The following is a 16,764-nucleotide window of genomic DNA, read 5'->3' as shown; positions in this document are numbered from 1 at the left end:
ATTGGTCCAGGGAAACAGCTGGGGGAGACGTGTCATACTTATGGATAATGATATGGTAGCGGTCACGTAAGAGACGCCCCTAATGCCTGAGCACATCCCAATTTTGCCACCATTCTTGGGTGCTTGCCATATGGGGCAAAGGCATTTTATACAACGTTCTATAGACAAGAATGTTTTCAAGAACACGCTGAAGGTAATTACGGGTTTCGCCATAGGTAATGGATTCAATCCAATTGATGATATCAATGTTTTGAGCTAAAGGGTCACCGAATTCTTGACGCCAACGTGATGCAGGATTTGGTCCTGCATTATAGCCTGCAAGCATGATGGGATAAGTGCCGCTGTAATCATCAAGTAATTCCTTCACATGATGTGTCCCTATCGTTAGATTGAATTTAGGTTCAAAAATACGATTGATTTGGAAAGGAATCTTGTTTTTGTTTGCTGTTCTTTTGGCGGTGTCGTTCATAAGCTGCATATAGCCTTTAGCACCAGCAGAACTAAGTGCTTTTGAATCATACCGACTTTCTTGCAAAATCAAAGAATGAACTAAAGCATTATCGAGTTGGTTGGATTTAATGAGTGGTATTTGGTTTAATAGATGAAGACCGGGGTAAGCAATAAGCGCAATGCCTGGATGTTTATTTTGCGCATCACGACCAAAACGGACAGCCAATGCTTTCATTTTCAATTTATCAGCTAAAAGGGCGAGACTAAGCGTTTGTCCCGCTTCAGTGAGTGATTTGTTTACGTGAAACATAAGTAAAGATGCTTTATCGTCATCTTTGATATCATAAAGGAGTTGCGCAAATTGGACGAGTGGCAATTTATTGTCAGGCATTAAACTAGGTTTAATGGGCGTTAAATTGGGTTTCTGACTTATTTTTTGGGCAGCTAATTGACCATAAAAAGTCCAACCATAATCGATTGCTTTTTTATAATAATTTTTTGCCTCATTGGCATTACTCATATCGTCATAGGTGCGCCCCAACCAATAATAAGAACGACTAAGACTCATGCTTGATTTGACGGATTTAAGATGACGTTCAAAATGCTTGAGTGCATTTTTAGTGTTCTTAAGATAAACAAGAGAAATCCAACCACAAAACCATTCAAATTCAGAATATTTTTCCCCTTCTGTATAAGAATGTTTTTTCATTAATTGGTAAGTTGCTTCGTATCGTTTTTCTTTCATGTTTTCACGTGATTGAATTTGACGAATATTTTCCCATTTTTGTTGGTATTTTTGTTCTGGTTGATATTCTAATAAGATTTTTTGTGCCTCATCATTCATGCCTTTTGCCTGATAATGTGCTAATATTTGCATTAAAAATCCAGGATCTTTTTCAACTTCTTCAGGAATAGTACGCATAAATGCATTTATGGCATCAGGTGTGGATTGAATACCCATACGTGCTTCATAAAGCGCTAAATAATTTGGTGGGATGAATTTAAAGAGTCTTTTCAGCGCGTCTTTTTGGCCATCATCCAATAATCGTTGGGCGCGTTTTAAATGCGATTCTGGGTTTAAATCATTGGCGTAATTTTTAAGAAACTGGACTTCTTCATCAATTGTAAAATTATTATCTTGCCACGTTTTTTGAATATAATCATGAGCTTGTTGAATCTTTTGTGCATCTTGAAGTATTTTAATGTAAATTAAACGGCCTTTTTGAGTCAAAGGCGGAAATTTATCAAACCATTTACTGATAACCTTGTCGCCTAAGCTTGATGCTTCACGAATAAGTGCAAGTTCAGCACGTTTCTTAAGCTTTTCAAGTTCTGGCCAATCATTGTTAGTTAAAAGAAAAGTTTCAAATTCAACGAAAAAAGGTTGTGTGTTATCAGAGCTTAGATAATACCATTTAAAGGCATTTTCCCAAAAAGGATGTTTTTTTATATAAGCATTTTTTTGAGCTAGTTCTTTGGCTTTAACCCAATTATTCTTTTTTGCTTCTAAAAACAAAGGATTGAGTGCCTGACTCGTTTCATAAAGAAGATTCATCCCATAAAGCGTGGAGGCTGTTCTTTGCTTAGCAGGTTGATTGATTGCTTCTGATAAAAAAGAAGTGAGTGAAAAAAGAACAATTGATAGTATTTTAAGATAATTCATTAAATAAGGCTCCATATATTTTAATGGGTCTGCTGTTAATAGATATAGGTGATTATATCTTATTTCTCAAGTAGGGGTAATGGCATTTGTGTGAATATGTCTAGGTTTACGTTGATTAGGTAAGTTTCTAGCATGAAAATAAAAATTGTCTTGTAGATGGATTATTTAAGAAAACATTTTCGTAAATTCATTTATTAAAGTTAGGGGCTGTGGTCCTAAAATTCTAACAGCCCCCATACCATAAGGTTGTCTTTCTATACTCATCATTAATTAAATATTTTCATGAGCCGCCTATGCAAGATGCATTCGACGTCTCAAAATATTACTACCAATGACGATGATGATGTCTACGGTGACGATAATTATCATAATAATAACCATCATTGTAATAAGTTCTACCGCCAAAAGGTATGCTTAGAATAGCGCCAATACCTTCACCGATACCACCAAGAAGACCGCCGACAGCGCCGCCGATACCCTCAACAACACTTGGTCCTCTATCAACATATACACCGCAATAACCTGGGTTATTCATGCGAAAATTGTGGTATGCGCAAGTATTTCTGTAAGAGTGCGCATCAGCATTATTTGGTGTTAATGCAAACATTAAAACGGAAGCGCAAATTAAACTACGAATTATATTCTTCATTTTATCCTCCATAATTGTTTATAATTACATTATAGCATGTGTAATGTATTTATTAATATTAATAATTTTATTTTTTTATTATATGTATTAATAATTTTTTTCTTTAGGTTTAAATTTATCAAGAATTTTATTTTTTATGAGCGCGAGGATGGCTATGCTCATAAAGCTTTGTTAAACGTTTCTGATCGACTTCTGTGTAGCGTTGCGTTGTTGATAAAGACGAATGTCCTAAAAGCTCTTGAATGCTTCGCAAATCACCGCCATTGCCAAGAATATGCGTTGCAAAACTATGACGAAGGGCGTGAGGCGTGGCTGTTGGAGGCAAACCTAAGGCAAGGCGTAGTTTTTTCATTTGACGTTGAATAATGCCTGGCTGTAAAACTTTCCCTTTTTCACCTCTAAAAAGCGGTTGATTAGGATCAAGAACATAAGGACAAATCGTTATATAACCTTGAACACGTGTCAAAATAATTGGTAAAATAGGCACGATACGTTCTTTTTGCCCTTTCCCTTTAATACGCATAACATCTTTGCCGGATAAATCATTTATTGTAAGGCTCAACGCCTCACTTATACGAAGGCCTGCGCCATAAAGTAATGTTAAAACGGCTAAATCTCGTTGTTGAACCCATGGTTCTTCTTGAAAATCACCGATTGTGTTTAAAGCCGTTTCAGCATCCTCTACAATTAGTGCTTTGGGAAGGTATTTAGGCAATTTTGGATGTCGAAGTTTAAAAATTTCTTCGTTTTGCAATAATTTTTGTTGTTTTAAATACCTAAAAAAGCTTTTAATGCCTGAAATTGTGCGGGACGTACTTGTTTTTGCACGTTCATTTTGATGCAAATCGGCAAGAAAAGCACGACAATCCTGAAGTGTTAATTTTTCTAATCTTGGTAAATTTACAATTTCACCCCAATAAGAGGTCAAAAAATTTATAAATTGACCAAGATCACGTAAATAAGCCTCTAAACTATGTTTAGAAACACGTTTTTCGTGCTGCAACCAATTAGACCAAGATGCAACATAATGCTGCATTACAAAATAGATTGTCCGGTTTTCTTCCAATCATCTAGAAACTGACTTAAGCCTTTATCAGTTAAGGGGTGTTGAAAAAGCTGCCATAATATTTTGGGTGGAACGGTTACAATGTCAGCACCTGCTTTAGCGGCAAGTAATACATGATAAGGATGACGAATTGAGGCTGCTAATATTTCAGTCGAATACTCTGGATAATTGCCATAAATCTGAACAATATCATCAATTAAAGCCATGCCATCCTGATTGATATCATCAAGGCGACCAATAAAAGGTGAAATAAACGTAGCACCCGCTTTCGCGGCAATAAGGGCTTGAAGCGCTGAAAAACATAAAGTTACATTTACCTTGATGCCCTGATCGTGGAGTATTTTACAAGCTTTAATGCCCTGTGGTGTTGATGGCACTTTAATAACAATGTTAGGCGCAATTTTATGTAAAACAAGACCTTCTTGAACCATTTGTTCTGCTTCAATGGCAGTCACTTCTGCAGAAACAGGCCCTTGAATAAGCGCACAAATTTCTTCCATCACTTTAAAAAAAGGACGACCTGTTTGTGCAATAAGAGTAGGGTTGGAGGTAATGCCATCCACAATGCCTAAATCTGCTAAAGCACGAATGTCGTCAATGTTGGCACTATCTATAAAAAATTTCACGAAATTCTCCTTAAGCGTTATCTACTTATTTATGTATATATCTATATACCTAACATTTTTGGCATTGTGAAGGTTATAAGGATGTTTTTCACGCTGTTATTTTTTTAATGATGCGCATTAAAGTTAATTTTTTTATCTGAAAATAATTTTTTCATGTATTTGTTTTTTAATTATTTTTTATTTTCAAAAAAAACCATTTACATTATATTAATTATTTTGTAATATTTAATGACATCGTCTTGTTTTATAGTTTAAAATTTTAACTTTATCTGAGGGTATACTATGAAAAAAACTATGTTATTTGTTCTTTCTCTATGTTTTTCTCAAAATATTTTTTCAGCAGATAAGGATCTCGAAGGATTAGCGCATGAAAGTTCTTCAATTTCAGACGATACACCTATGAATGCATTGCTGTCAGTTGAAAAAACTGACAATGAAATACAATTGCCTAAACTTTCCGATGAATTACATGATCAAATTCCTTCCTTTTCTTGCGAAAAGAATAGAAGAGTTCCTGGAAGTGTATTGGTAAAAAATTTTAAAAAACAAAACAGTAAGTTGTTGCGTCGTAATATGTTTAAAAAAAAGTATGATCAGTTGTTTTATCAAAAATATGTAGAGCTTCATTTTGATTCGATGCAGGGTGGTTCATTTAACATAGACATCAATCAAAAAAATGAAGATGATATGGAAAATGATATTATAGAAGAAGGGTATGATTTTGGAGATGACGATTTTCCTCCAATCGAAGATATAGATTATTTTGGCAATTTAGAAGAAGAGCTTTTATAATTTCAATGCATTAATAATTAAAGGCAAAAAATATCTTGAGTTTTTTGGCTTTATGTTTTATTGGTTTACATCCAGTTTTGATTTGCTTTTATAAAAATGAAATAATTTCAAGGGAAGAATTTGCAAAAACAACCATTTTATGCTTCTTTATTATTTCCAAGACCTTTTGGTGCTCTTTACACCTATGCCATACCTGAAACAATGCCCAATCTACAGCAAGGTGATTTTGTTTTAGCGCCATTAGGGCGAGGGCAGGAAATTGGCATTGTCTGGACAATCAACGATCAAAAACCAAATTTTCCAAATCTTAAAAATTTAATTCAGCATTTTCCTTTGCCGCCTTTTTCAGGTGCCATGCAAAAATTAATTGATTGGGGCGCTGATTATTATTTTTTTCCGAAAGGACTTGTCTTAAAGCTCGCTTTACCCACAAAAGAAGCAATAACCTATGCACCTATGGACGAATTTTATTCCTTAAAAGAAGGAATTGATTACGGAAAATTGACGCAAGAACGCCAGAAAATAATAGAACATTTAAAAACACATAAAGCGCAAAAATTACATGATATTTTAGAAGCAACAGATGTATCGCGTGCTGTTTTTAAAGCAATATACGACAAAGGTTGGATTGAAAAAGAAGAAAAACCACAAATCTTTTTAAAAGATATTGATTACGAATACATTCCGCCCGTTTTGTCTGAATCCCAAAAAGAAGCATCTGTCGTTCTTCAAAACCAAGTGCGTGATGCCGTTTATCAGGTCACTTTATTAGATGGTGTAACAGGTTCTGGTAAAACAGAAGTTTATTATGAAGCAATTGCAACCTGTTTAGAAAAAGGTAAGCAAGCACTTATTTTAATGCCTGAAATAGCATTGACATCTCAATGGCTAACACGTTTTGAAAAACGTTTTGGTGCTGAACCCACTTTATGGCATTCAGGGTTAACACCCAAAACCAGACGTGAAAATTGGCGCGCTTGTTTAGAAGGAAAAGCTAAAATTGTTGTGGGTGCAAGGTCTGCTTTGTTTTTACCTCTTTCTAAAGTGGGCTTAATCATTATTGATGAAGAACATGAGCCAAGTTACAAACAAGAAGAAGGTGTCAAATACCACGCACGGGACATGGCAATTATGCGCGCGAAATTTGAGCAATGTCCTATTGTGTTGGCAAGTGCAACACCTTCGCTTGAGACTATTTACAATGTAAATAAAGGGCGATATCACCATTTGATTTTAAATGATCGATTTGGTGGCGCTACTTTTCCCGACGTAAAAATAATTGATTTGCGACAAATCAACCTACCCAAAGGATTTTGGCTTTCAGAACCTTTGCTTAAAGAAATGAAATTAAATCTTGAGCGTAAAGAGCAAACGTTACTCTATTTAAATAGGCGTGGTTATGCACCTTTAACTTTATGTCATAAATGTGGTTATCGCGTTAAATGTCGCCAATGCAGTACTTGGCTTGTAGAGCACCGTAAAAAACAGCATTTGGTTTGTCATTATTGTGGGTATGAAGAAACAATACCTACCATTTGTCCTGAATGCCAAAATCAGCATAGCTTTATGGCGTGTGGACCAGGTGTTGAACGCGTTTTAGAAGAAACGCGAAAACATTTCCCTGAAGCGAATATTTCAATTATGTCGAGCGACCATATTTCAAAATGGTCAGATATACAAACGCTTGTTGCAAAACTTGAGGCACGTGAAATTGATATTTTAATCGGCACGCAAATGGCAAGCAAGGGATATCATTTTCCACATTTAACGCTTGTGGGTGTCATTGATGGCGATAACGGTATAGCAGGTGGTGATCCACGCATTGCGGAACGTACATATCAGCTTTTACATCAAGTAGGTGGCAGAGCAGGGCGCGCAGATTTAAAGGGGCAAGTAATGATTCAAACATACGTTCCCGAACAACCCCTGATTCAAGCATTAAAAAAAGAAAATCGTCATGAATTTGTTGAGGTGGAACTTAAAACGCGTGAAGAATGGGGATTGCCCCCCTTTGGTCGAATGGTTACGTTTTTATTTTCCGGACGAAACCAAAACGAAGTTATAAAAATTGCACAACAATTTGTTCAAGCTGCCCCAATTGTTGAAGGAATCGATGTATTGGGACCAGTGGAAGCACCACTCCAATTCATTAAAGGACGCTATAGATTACGGGTTTTATTAAAAATAAAAACAGGTCTTTCAGCACAAAAGTATTTAAGTTTATGGAATGATGGTTTTAAGGTGAAATCTTCTGTAACGATTGATATAGATATTGATCCATTTAATTTTTTATAAAACAATAATGTTGTTTTTTGGCAACGTATAAGACATTTCTTGTTATATTTAAATTTTTCTTTACTATTTACTATAAAAAGTATAAAATAAGTCTTGCATATAAACTTTAAATGTACTACTAATTATTAAATTTTGATGAATCAAGGAGAAATCATGTCAGATACAGTACAAAAGACAAATATACTTGAACTTTTGAGTTACACTTCAGAAATTGTTGCTGCACATTTAGCAAACAATAGTCTTCCTGTTAGTGAAATTCCATTATTAATTCAACAGATCTACCAAAGCCTTTCAACTGTTGAATCAGGACGCGCACGTTTTGGCGAACGCCCACAACCAGCTGTGCCTATTAAAAAATCAGTGACACCAGAACATATCATCTGTCTTGAAGATGGTAAAAAACTTAAAATGTTAAAACGTCACTTAAAAACATCCTTTAACATGACACCAGAAGAATACAGAGAACGTTGGGGCTTATCCTCAGACTATCCAATGGTTGCACCAAATTATGCAAACCAAAGAAGCTCACTCGCAAAAGACATTGGTCTTGGCCGTCGCCGTTTGAAAGCTGCTTAATAGTCGAGCTAACATAAACAAAAGGCCTTAATTGGGCCTTTTTGTTTTGTTTGAATGAAAATGAATACTGCTTTAGAAAAAATCTGCCTTGAAAAAGGATTAAAAATGACAGATCAACGACGTGTGATTGCACGTGTATTGTCTGAATCATTTGACCATCCTGATGTTGACTCTGTATATCAAAGGGCATATCTTATAGATTCTAAAATTAGTATTGCAACTGTTTATCGCACATTAAAACTTTTTGAAGAAATAAATGCTTTAGAAAGACATGATTTTGGTGGTGCAAAAGCGCGTTACGAAACTATTTCATCGGAACATCATGATCATCTTATTGATATTGAATCAGGAAAAGTGATTGAATTTCATGATGAAGAAATTGAAATACTTAAAACAAAAATAGCCGATCGTTTAGGGTATAAATTGGTTGATCACCGATTGGAACTTTATGCAGTTCCGCTCAAAAACAAGACTTAAAAAAACAAGTATAAAAATTAAGCAAAATAGGTTATTTTTATCTTTTGAACTTTATTTCTAAGAGAGAAAAATTTGTTTGAACCATCATTAAAAGTTACAGAACCTTACAATCTTGGGTCATTGCGCACAGGTGATTTGGAAGTCAGACTTGCTGAAAACCCCAAAGAAATTGAGGCTGCTCAAAGATTACGTTATCAAGTATTCTACGAAGAAATGCAAGCGAATGCATCTCCATTAGTTGCAAGGCTTAAAAAAGATGTAGATCCTTTTGATGCTTATTGCGACCATATGCTTGTATTTGATCACTCTTTACGCGAAAATGGTGTTTCGCCTGTCGTGGGTACTTATCGTTTATTACGACAAGAAATTGCCGAAAAACAGACTGGTTTTTACTCTTCTCATGAATACGATATTTCCGTACTAAAAGAATATCCTGGTGAGATTTTAGAACTTGGTAGATCTTGCGTTCATGCAGATCATAGGTCACGTCCTACATTACAGCTTTTATGGCGTGCAATTGCCGCTTATGTTAATTATCACCGTATTGAAATACTTTTTGGATGTGCAAGCTTTCCAGGCATTGACACAAAAGCGTTAGAACAACATCTTTCATTTTTATATCACCACCATTTAGCGCCACCGGCTATGCGTACACGTGCTTTGCCAGATCGTTACGTATCCATGCAAAACGTTGATTATCATAATATCGACCCAAGAAGGTTATTTCTAACCTTACCGCCCCTCATCAAAGGATATTTACGTGTGGGTGCCTATATTGGTGATGGTGCAGTCGTCGATAATGATTTCAATACCACTGATGTGTGTATTATTGTTAAAACTGAACTAATAGCGGATAAATACCTTAGATATTATGAGTTTGAAAAACCCTCAAATCACGAAAACACAGACAGAGACTGCACTGAATCTTAAAAGATTACATTCTTTGCCGTTAGCTTGTTTTCGCTTTACGCTTTTTGTCCTTTGGATGCTTGTTGTTTTATCAAGCCAAAGCATTTTATTGTTTTTTAAGCTAGATGCTGCCAAAAGATGGCCTATGGTTTTGCATAGGGTGTTTTGTTGGATTCTAGGTATAAAAATTGAAGTTCGAGGCAAAATATGTAAAGAAAAACCAACATTTTATGTCTCCAATCATGCCTCATACATTGATATTTTAGTAATTGGCTCTTTGCTGGAAGGTGCTTTTATCGCCAAAAAAGAAATCGAATCCTGGCCTATTTTTGGCTACGTCACGAAATTACAAGGAAGTATATTTGTTGAACGCAAAAGAACGAAAGCCAATACACAAAAAAACGAAATTTTAGAACGCTTACAGCAAGGTGGTTCACTCTTTCTTTTTCCTGAAGGCACGAGTAGCGACGGCAATCGCGTTTTGCCTTTTAAAAGCTCTTTATTTTCATTTGCACAAACATTACCCAATTTACCTATTCAGCCTATTTCTATATCATATGCAACTTTAAACGGTATTCCTGTTGGTCGTATGTGGCGCCCTTTTTTTGCTTGGTATGGCGATATGAATCTTATGCCGCATATGTGGCAAATGATGGGAATGGGCACATTAAAAGTTATTGTTGAATTTCATCCGCCAATGAAAGCTGAAATTCAGGGTGCAAGCCGAAAAGGAATTTCAACCTTGTGTGAAAAAGTGATTACCTTTGCTCATAATGATGCATTGCATACATGTTTTGATATTCAAAAGAAGAAGAAATCATAACTACCCAGATTATGGACAAATTCGTTGTCAGACCTACCCAGGAAAAAGAAATTGGCGGTACTCATGTACATAGTGGTACACGTCGTTTCGGGTCAAGGGTCTCTAGACTTTGCCTCATAATCTGGATAGTTAATTATATAGAGACCTAAAAATTGCAACAAATATCTTAATATTAATAACGAGTTTTAGACAATGACACAAAATCAAAAAAAAGTTTACATTAAATCATATGGCTGTCAGATGAACGTCTACGACTCTGACCGAATGGGTGATGCCTTATTAGCCAAAGGATATCAGAAAACAGAAAATCCAGACGAAGCTAATCTTATTATTTTAAATACATGTCATATTCGTGAAAAAGCGAGTGAAAAAGTTTACTCTGATTTAGGTCGGGCACTTGTCCATCGGCAAAATAGTTTTGATATGGGAAAACGTGTTTTTATTGCGGTCACAGGCTGTGTTGCACAGGCGGAAGGTCGTGAAATTGTAAGACGTGCGCCTTATGTTGATATTGTTTTGGGGCCACAAACATATCATCATTTGCCAGAGATGCTTGAAAAAGCAGCCAATGTTGTCCTTGAAAATCCAAAAAAAGGGGCAGGGCTTGTTTATACAGATTTCCCGTTAGAATCAAAATTCGATTTCCTTCCAGAAATATATGAAGTTCAAGGGGTTGCAGCTTTTTTATCTGTCCAAGAAGGATGCGATAAAATGTGCACTTTTTGTGTGGTGCCTTATACGAGAGGCGCTGAATATTCACGACCCATTAATGATATATTAAAAGAAGCAGAACGTTTGATTGTGCTTGGCGTTAAAGAAATTACCCTTTTAGGGCAAAATGTCACCGCTTTTCATGGAATATCACCCGATGGCACCAAAGAATGGTCTCTTGCTGATTTAATCGATCGCCTTTCATTATATCCTGAAATCCAGCGTATCCGTTATGTGACGTCTCATCCACGAGATATGGAGCAAGATATTATCGAGGCGCATCGTCATAATAAAAAACTAATGCCATATTTGCATTTACCCGTTCAATCAGGTTCTGATCGTATTTTAAAAGCAATGAACCGCAAATATACATCTAGTGATTATTTGAATTTGGTTAAACAATTCCAAGATGCATGTTCTGATATTGCTTTTGCCACTGATATCATTGTTGGTTTTCCTGGTGAAACCGATGAGGATTTTGAAGATACAATGAAGCTTATTGAAAAAGTAAAATTTTGTACGGCCTATTCTTTCAAATATTCACCTCGCCCTGGAACACCTGCAGCAACAATCGAAACGCAAGTGCCTGAAGACGTTAAAGATCAACGTCTTTATAGATTGCAAGCATTGTTGAATCAACAGCAGATAGATTTTAATGAATCGATCGTTGGTAAAACGATATCTGTTTTATTTGAAAAACCAGGCAAACATCCTGGACAAATAGTTGGCAGATCGCCTTATTTACAACCCATTCATGTGATTGGCTCAAAAGAGCTGATTGGTCAAACAAAACAAGTCAAGATTACAAGTCGAGAAGGCTTTAGTATGATGGGTATTTTGGTTGATGAATGAGACTTCTTTTTAAATTTTTCACTGCGGTCAATTGATATGTCTCTTCGCAATCTACGGGACAAAAAATGAAATTGCTTCGGTTTCACCTCTCCCCTTGTGGGAGAGGTCGCGACCAAAGGGAGCGGGTGAGGGGTATTTTACAATTTTGGAGACATGAGTATTTGTTTGAAATGCTTAGATTACGGCATGATGGTGTTGCTCTGTGTAAACGCTTTATTCACCCCTCACCCGTCGCTGTGCGCCGACCTCTCCCACAAGGGGAGAGGTGAAACCGAATTAGTAAAAAAATGTTCAAATGCAAAACTTATGTTGAAGATCTTTAACGTTTGATTTAAAAAAAACTGTATCCACAGGGCATATATTAAATCCTAAAGGTAATTGCTGTGCTGTAATTTGAGAAAAACCATATTTTTTATAAAAAGACTGGGCTGCCTGTAATGTGTCAACTGTTCCTAGATAAAGTTCATCGAAATGATGTTTATGTGCGGCTTTAACAAGTGTTGCCATTAATTTTTGTGCAACACCTTTTTTACGATATTGTTGCTCAACAAAAAATTTTTTTATTTCTCCGCGATGATTATCAATTTTTTTTAGGCCTATGCTACCGATGATAATTCCATTGTTATCTACAGCATACCAAAAATTATAGGAATTGTTATAGTAGAAATCTTCTTCAGCCTTTAAGATGCATGCGTTAATGTCGTCCGTAATAGGTAATAAAAATTCGTTTTTTTGAATATGTTCGATCATTGCAATAATTTGTTTACGAATCGTGCGCGATGTAGATAGGGTATGGATTTTGACTTGTGCGCGGATTAGCCTGCTTTTTTCAAGTGCTTCGCCGTATTTTTGAATGGCATTGATAATTTGGCTTTGGTCACTCTCTGTTAAAAATTCAAATGCACCCTTTATTTTTGAATCAGAGAATTCATCAATGTTTGTTATCTCAATTTGTCCTTTTTTTGAGATATATAAGTATTTTTCTCGTTTGTCCGTGCCTTCTTTAAAAGAAACAAGATCGTGTTCTACAAATGGTTCTTTAGATCAAATTTCGATAGACTTAGTCAATGAAGAAATTGAACGCGTCATTAGGAAAAATTTACGCGTAAATATGGAGCAAGTTTCTGCTGACAAAGTTAACGCATTGTGTCCTAATATCACTTACAACATACCAAATGGGCAATCTGTTCGGATGATACGTATCGGCGATTTTCCATTTTCACCTTGTGGGGGCACCCATGTTAATAGTCTTCAAGAATTGCAAGGACTCAAAATTACAAAGTTCAAAATTAAAAAAAATGTCATGAAAATTCAATATGATATTAAAGTTCTTTAATCCGATCTATAAACTTATTTAAAGGTGTTTTTATGAATACTCTTCTTTTTGAATATTTGCCTTCCATCCTTAGCCTGTCAGGATTGATAATGATTTCCATTATAAGCCCGGGACCTGATTTTGCTGTCATTGTTAGGAATAGTTTGATTTATTCTCGTAAAACGGCTTTGTTGACTGCCTTAGGCATTGCTTTAGGCGTTTTAGTTCATGTGACTTATAGTTTATGTGGTCTAGGGATCATTATTCGGGAAAGTGAATGGCTTTTTACTGGGATTAAATATTTGGGTGCAAGTTATTTGCTTTATATTGGTTATAAAGGTTTGAGAGCGAAGAAAGAAAATGTTGAATTAAGTGAAACGAAACATATAAGAGATATTTCAGCTTTATCTGCTTTGTGGTCTGGTTTCTTAACGAATGCGCTTAATCCCAAGTGTATCTTATTTTTTATTAGTCTTTTTTCTATCTTTATTTCGCCAAACACACCAATACAGATTCTTTCTTTATATGGATTTATTATTTTTGTAGAAACGTTGCTTTGGTTTAGTTTTGTGGCTTTTTGTTTATCTGGTAAAAAAACAAGAGAAAAGTTTAATGCAATGAGTCATTGGATTGAGCGTGGGACAGGGGGCGTTCTTATGGGGCTCGGAGCGAAGCTTATTTTTAGTGTATAAAATCTGCATTATTTGGCGTGTTATGTTATTCTTTAATCTAGGATGGTTTTGAATACACGGAGAATAAACCCCATGAAATCACTTTTTTTCAATTGCTTAAACACGGAAGTTCATGTCAGATCTTGGGGCGATCCTAAAAACTTTCCGCTTATTTGCTGGCATGGTGTATCCCGCAATGGTGGGGATTTTACTTTTTTAGCACGATTGTTAAAAGACAAATTTTATGTAATAGCACCCGATACACCAGGACGTGGTTTGTCGGCTTGGGAAGACGATCCTGAAAATTATAAGGTCGAGCATTATATTTTATTGATTCAAGAACTTGTGCAGCAAATGGGGTTTGAAAAATTTGCTTTTTTGGGCACTTCTATGGGTGGTACTTTAGGTTATTTGCTGGCTGCAACCCATTTTAAAGAAAAAATGACGCATCTTATTTTAAATGATATTGGACCGATGCTTTATGCTGAGCCATTAAAACGCATTGGCTCTTATTTATCCTTGAGTCCCGAATTTAATGCAATGGTTGATTTCAAGACATATCTTCAAAAAATACATGGAACTTTTGGTCCATTGACGGAAAGTGAATGGATGGAAATGGCTTTTTATTCCTGTCGTAAAAAGGATAATGGTAAATTAACCCATCATTATGATACTGGTATTGCAGAGAATTTTAAGAAACTAACAGATGATATTAATTTATTTCCATTTTATGATCAGGTTGTCTGCCCAACGCTTTTAATACGCGGGGGGATGTCTGATTTGTTGACAGAAGAATTAGCTAAAGAAATGTGTCAACGCGGTCCTAAGGCTACATTATGGACGATTGATGATGCTGGGCATGCGCCTCTTCTCCATAGAGAAGATGAGGCGATTTATATTAGGCGTTTTTTATCTGCTTAATGTGTGAAATAAATCCAGTAGATTAAAAATCCACCAAAAGCAAGACGATAAAGTACGAAAGGTGTGAAATTGGCGCGTCTAAGCCATGACATTAAAAATACAATTGTTAGATAAGACACAATAAAAGTAAAGGCTGCCAGAATTGCAGCATCTTGAATTAAGTCCATATTTCCTTTTTTATAAAGATCTACAGCACTAAGAAGGCCTGCGCCAAAAATGGTCGGAATAGCCATAAGCATTGCAAAACGCGCAGCCTCACGTCGTTGATAGCCAAGCAATCTGCCGGCAGTCATTGTAATACCACTACGGCTGGTGCCTGGTATAAGGGCCAGTGATTGGAATAATCCGCAAATGAACGCATTTTTATAGCTCATTTGCTGCATTGTAAGTTCCTGGCGTGCATAACGATCAACAACGTATAAAACGCAACCATATCCAATCATTGTCCAAACAATGATTTCTTTGTTTCGAAAAATATCTTTAAAAAAGACGTGCAGAATGAGCCCTACAATAATTGCGGGGATAGAGGCGACAACAAGGTGCATAAAGAAACGCGCATCGGGTGTCTCGGTATTTAATTTGCAAATAGAGAAAAACCCTTTGAAAAGATTAAGGACATCTTTCCAAAAATAAAGAATCAAGGCAAACATACTGCCAATATGCATCGCAACATCAAGTTCAACGCCTTGGTCTTCCCAGTGTAAAAGGTCAGGTGCAAGAATGAGATGTCCAGATGAACTGATGGGTAATAGTTCTGTAATGCCTTGAATAAGAGCAAGAACTATAATATGAAGCATCGGCATCGTCGCTAATCCTTTCTGAGAGGAGGAATATCACCTTGAAGTGTTGCAGAAAAACACAATATCTCATTTTCTTCATTAAGAAAAGAAGGATATGGCTCTTTATTGATCCAGGCGAGAATATCTTTAATAACTTTTTCGCCTTTTATATCTCTGATCAACATATGGTAGCCATTTTTGTAATAGATCGTATCCCATTTTCCAATAGGCGCGCGCGGTAAACGGCGTAATGTTTCGCGTGTTGGGTGTTTGGGGACGAGTTCATCTTTAGCGCCGTACAGAAATAATGTAGGATGCTTGATATGTTGGGCTGCAACACTCGCATCATCCATAAGCGACACAAGGCCATACAAAGAATCAATACGTGCGCCTTTAAGCACAAGAGGATCGGCACCTAATTCACGCAGCATTTTTTCATTGTCGGATGGTTTGATGGGAATACCATCACCCGTTAATTCCATCCATGGAAGCATGTGGGCTGACATGAAAAGAAGGCCAGCTTGGAAGGGATTCATTGTGCGCCATCCCCAGACAGCTGGGGCAAGCAAAATAATACCATTGAGTGTATGTTCATCAATTAATTTGCTAGCAATCATTGAAATGGCACCACCCATGCTTTCGCCCATCCAAAAAAGAGGTGTGTTTGGATATTTTTCTTTGAGTAAATGCGTTAAATTCAGAAGATCTTGGACAAAAAACTGCGTGCCAGCCCAAATACCTTTTTCAGGTGTGTTTCCAAATCCACGTTGGTCATAGGCAATTGTTAGTATATTTCTACAGGCTGCAATTGGACCAAAATCCTTGAATGCATTGCTATAATCATTAAAACCATGCAATGCAATAATGATGGCTTCTGGTGCATCAGCATCACCCCATTGTTTATAAGGCAGATGTATTCCATCTTTTGTTCTATATGAATCTGTAAATAATTGGGGCACTGTTTTTATTTTCCCTATTTGTTGTGTGCGTGGTGTGCAGCCTATTAAGGTTATAACAAAAATGAGTAAAAAGAAATTGATAACGACTTGTCTTATAGTCGAATTCGACGTTAGGTCGTAACGATGGGTCTTCATAAGGATCATCGAGAATGGTTTTTGGGTTTTGAGGGTCATTTTTTGGGCCTCAATACGTATTTGAATAATCAATTTGATTGTCTATTAATTCCAGT

General features: G+C 36.2%; 17 protein-coding genes. 10 read left to right on the top strand and 7 right to left on the bottom strand.

Translation table 11 applies throughout. The features are described 5' to 3' along the window. Positions 1 to 79 precede the first annotated feature (79 nt). From Q8L85_04490 to fsa, 4 genes are all read right to left on the bottom strand, one after another. Positions 80 to 2,113 carry a lytic transglycosylase domain-containing protein gene (locus Q8L85_04490; GenBank protein MDP1723941.1) on the bottom strand — a complete coding sequence of 678 codons (2,034 nt, stop codon included), beginning with the start codon at positions 2,111 to 2,113 and terminating at the stop codon, positions 80 to 82. A gap of 325 nt (positions 2,114 to 2,438) precedes the next feature. Further along, on the bottom strand, positions 2,439 to 2,762 hold the full coding sequence (locus Q8L85_04485) for a hypothetical protein (protein ID MDP1723940.1): 324 nt from the start codon (positions 2,760 to 2,762) through the stop codon (positions 2,439 to 2,441). A gap of 127 nt (positions 2,763 to 2,889) precedes the next feature. Further along, entirely contained in the window at positions 2,890 to 3,798 is a 909-nt protein-coding gene (locus Q8L85_04480; protein ID MDP1723939.1) for a tyrosine recombinase XerC, read from the bottom strand. Continuing rightward, the gene (gene fsa / locus Q8L85_04475; GenBank protein ID MDP1723938.1) at positions 3,798 to 4,454 is read right to left on the bottom strand and encodes a fructose-6-phosphate aldolase; all 657 of its coding nucleotides are present in this window, start codon (positions 4,452 to 4,454) and stop codon (positions 3,798 to 3,800) included. Before fsa ends, Q8L85_04480 begins: the two co-directional genes overlap by 1 nt. A gap of 282 nt (positions 4,455 to 4,736) precedes the next feature. On the opposite strand from fsa, the gene Q8L85_04470 reads away from it, so the two are divergent. The 7 genes from Q8L85_04470 (at position 4,737) to miaB (ending at position 11,889) form a co-directional block, all read left to right on the top strand. Beyond that, entirely contained in the window at positions 4,737 to 5,246 is a 510-nt protein-coding gene (locus Q8L85_04470) for a hypothetical protein (protein MDP1723937.1), read from the top strand. Positions 5,247 to 5,366: 120 nt separating this feature from the next. Further along, the gene (locus tag Q8L85_04465) at positions 5,367 to 7,541 is read left to right on the top strand and encodes a primosomal protein N' (GenBank protein ID MDP1723936.1); all 2,175 of its coding nucleotides are present in this window, start codon (positions 5,367 to 5,369) and stop codon (positions 7,539 to 7,541) included. A 153-nt stretch (positions 7,542 to 7,694) separates the two neighbouring features. Beyond that, positions 7,695 to 8,117 carry a MucR family transcriptional regulator gene (locus Q8L85_04460; GenBank protein MDP1723935.1) on the top strand — a complete coding sequence of 141 codons (423 nt, stop codon included), beginning with the start codon at positions 7,695 to 7,697 and terminating at the stop codon, positions 8,115 to 8,117. 60 nt (positions 8,118 to 8,177) lie between these two features. Then, a complete protein-coding gene (locus tag Q8L85_04455) occupies positions 8,178 to 8,594 on the top strand; it encodes a Fur family transcriptional regulator (GenBank protein ID MDP1723934.1) in 417 nt (138 codons plus the stop codon). A gap of 72 nt (positions 8,595 to 8,666) precedes the next feature. After that, positions 8,667 to 9,524: a GNAT family N-acyltransferase gene (locus Q8L85_04450; GenBank protein MDP1723933.1), complete on the top strand. Its 858-nt coding sequence runs from the start codon at positions 8,667 to 8,669 to the stop codon at positions 9,522 to 9,524. Further along, positions 9,466 to 10,326: a lysophospholipid acyltransferase family protein gene (locus Q8L85_04445; protein ID MDP1723932.1), complete on the top strand. Its 861-nt coding sequence runs from the start codon at positions 9,466 to 9,468 to the stop codon at positions 10,324 to 10,326. Before Q8L85_04450 ends, Q8L85_04445 begins: the two co-directional genes overlap by 59 nt. A gap of 192 nt (positions 10,327 to 10,518) precedes the next feature. Continuing rightward, on the top strand, positions 10,519 to 11,889 hold the full coding sequence (gene miaB, locus Q8L85_04440; protein ID MDP1723931.1) for a tRNA (N6-isopentenyl adenosine(37)-C2)-methylthiotransferase MiaB: 1,371 nt from the start codon (positions 10,519 to 10,521) through the stop codon (positions 11,887 to 11,889). Between the two features lie 291 nt (positions 11,890 to 12,180). On the opposite strand, the gene Q8L85_04435 is transcribed toward miaB, so the two are convergent. Then, positions 12,181 to 12,639 (bottom strand): GNAT family N-acetyltransferase, encoded by a 459-nt coding sequence (locus tag Q8L85_04435; protein MDP1723930.1) that lies wholly within the window; start codon positions 12,637 to 12,639, stop codon positions 12,181 to 12,183. 103 nt (positions 12,640 to 12,742) lie between these two features. Here Q8L85_04435 and Q8L85_04430 point away from each other — a divergent pair, with 103 nt between their 5' ends. The 3 genes from Q8L85_04430 to Q8L85_04420 all read left to right on the top strand — a co-directional run bounded on the left by Q8L85_04430 (position 12,743) and on the right by Q8L85_04420 (position 14,796). Then, the gene (locus Q8L85_04430) at positions 12,743 to 13,225 is read left to right on the top strand and encodes a hypothetical protein (GenBank protein MDP1723929.1); all 483 of its coding nucleotides are present in this window, start codon (positions 12,743 to 12,745) and stop codon (positions 13,223 to 13,225) included. Positions 13,226 to 13,257: 32 nt separating this feature from the next. Next, positions 13,258 to 13,896: a LysE family transporter gene (locus tag Q8L85_04425; GenBank protein MDP1723928.1), complete on the top strand. Its 639-nt coding sequence runs from the start codon at positions 13,258 to 13,260 to the stop codon at positions 13,894 to 13,896. A 72-nt stretch (positions 13,897 to 13,968) separates the two neighbouring features. Beyond that, on the top strand, positions 13,969 to 14,796 hold the full coding sequence (locus tag Q8L85_04420) for an alpha/beta hydrolase (protein MDP1723927.1): 828 nt from the start codon (positions 13,969 to 13,971) through the stop codon (positions 14,794 to 14,796). On the opposite strand, the gene Q8L85_04415 is transcribed toward Q8L85_04420, so the two are convergent. Both Q8L85_04415 and Q8L85_04410 read right to left on the bottom strand, forming a co-directional pair. Next, the gene (locus Q8L85_04415; protein ID MDP1723926.1) at positions 14,793 to 15,593 is read right to left on the bottom strand and encodes an undecaprenyl-diphosphate phosphatase; all 801 of its coding nucleotides are present in this window, start codon (positions 15,591 to 15,593) and stop codon (positions 14,793 to 14,795) included. The two genes, Q8L85_04420 and Q8L85_04415, sit on opposite strands and share 4 nt — an antisense overlap. An 11-nt stretch (positions 15,594 to 15,604) precedes the next feature. Continuing rightward, positions 15,605 to 16,708 carry an alpha/beta fold hydrolase gene (locus tag Q8L85_04410; protein MDP1723925.1) on the bottom strand — a complete coding sequence of 368 codons (1,104 nt, stop codon included), beginning with the start codon at positions 16,706 to 16,708 and terminating at the stop codon, positions 15,605 to 15,607. Positions 16,709 to 16,764: the final 56 nt, after the last annotated feature.

Source organism: Alphaproteobacteria bacterium (assembly GCA_030680745.1).
GTDB lineage: Bacteria > Pseudomonadota > Alphaproteobacteria > JAUXUR01 > JAUXUR01 > JAUXUR01.
Note: the sequence above shows the minus strand (reverse complement) of the source record. Positions and strands in the feature narration are given on the sequence as shown.

Coding starts and splice junctions, on each gene's coding strand:
- Q8L85_04490 (MDP1723941.1), bottom strand. CDS start 2,113: ATGAATTATCTTAAAATACTATCAATTGTTCTTTTTTCACTCACTTCT.
- miaB (MDP1723931.1), top strand. CDS start 10,519: ATGACACAAAATCAAAAAAAAGTTTACATTAAATCATATGGCTGTCAG.
- Q8L85_04430 (MDP1723929.1), top strand. CDS start 12,743: ATGGCATTGATAATTTGGCTTTGGTCACTCTCTGTTAAAAATTCAAAT.
- Q8L85_04480 (MDP1723939.1), bottom strand. CDS start 3,798: ATGCAGCATTATGTTGCATCTTGGTCTAATTGGTTGCAGCACGAAAAA.
- Q8L85_04485 (MDP1723940.1), bottom strand. CDS start 2,762: ATGAAGAATATAATTCGTAGTTTAATTTGCGCTTCCGTTTTAATGTTT.
- Q8L85_04425 (MDP1723928.1), top strand. CDS start 13,258: ATGAATACTCTTCTTTTTGAATATTTGCCTTCCATCCTTAGCCTGTCA.
- Q8L85_04445 (MDP1723932.1), top strand. CDS start 9,466: ATGAGTTTGAAAAACCCTCAAATCACGAAAACACAGACAGAGACTGCA.
- Q8L85_04435 (MDP1723930.1), bottom strand. CDS start 12,639: ATGATCGAACATATTCAAAAAAACGAATTTTTATTACCTATTACGGAC.
- Q8L85_04410 (MDP1723925.1), bottom strand. CDS start 16,708: ATGACCCTCAAAACCCAAAAACCATTCTCGATGATCCTTATGAAGACC.
- Q8L85_04415 (MDP1723926.1), bottom strand. CDS start 15,593: ATGCTTCATATTATAGTTCTTGCTCTTATTCAAGGCATTACAGAACTA.
- Q8L85_04455 (MDP1723934.1), top strand. CDS start 8,178: ATGAATACTGCTTTAGAAAAAATCTGCCTTGAAAAAGGATTAAAAATG.
- Q8L85_04420 (MDP1723927.1), top strand. CDS start 13,969: ATGAAATCACTTTTTTTCAATTGCTTAAACACGGAAGTTCATGTCAGA.
- Q8L85_04460 (MDP1723935.1), top strand. CDS start 7,695: ATGTCAGATACAGTACAAAAGACAAATATACTTGAACTTTTGAGTTAC.
- Q8L85_04470 (MDP1723937.1), top strand. CDS start 4,737: ATGAAAAAAACTATGTTATTTGTTCTTTCTCTATGTTTTTCTCAAAAT.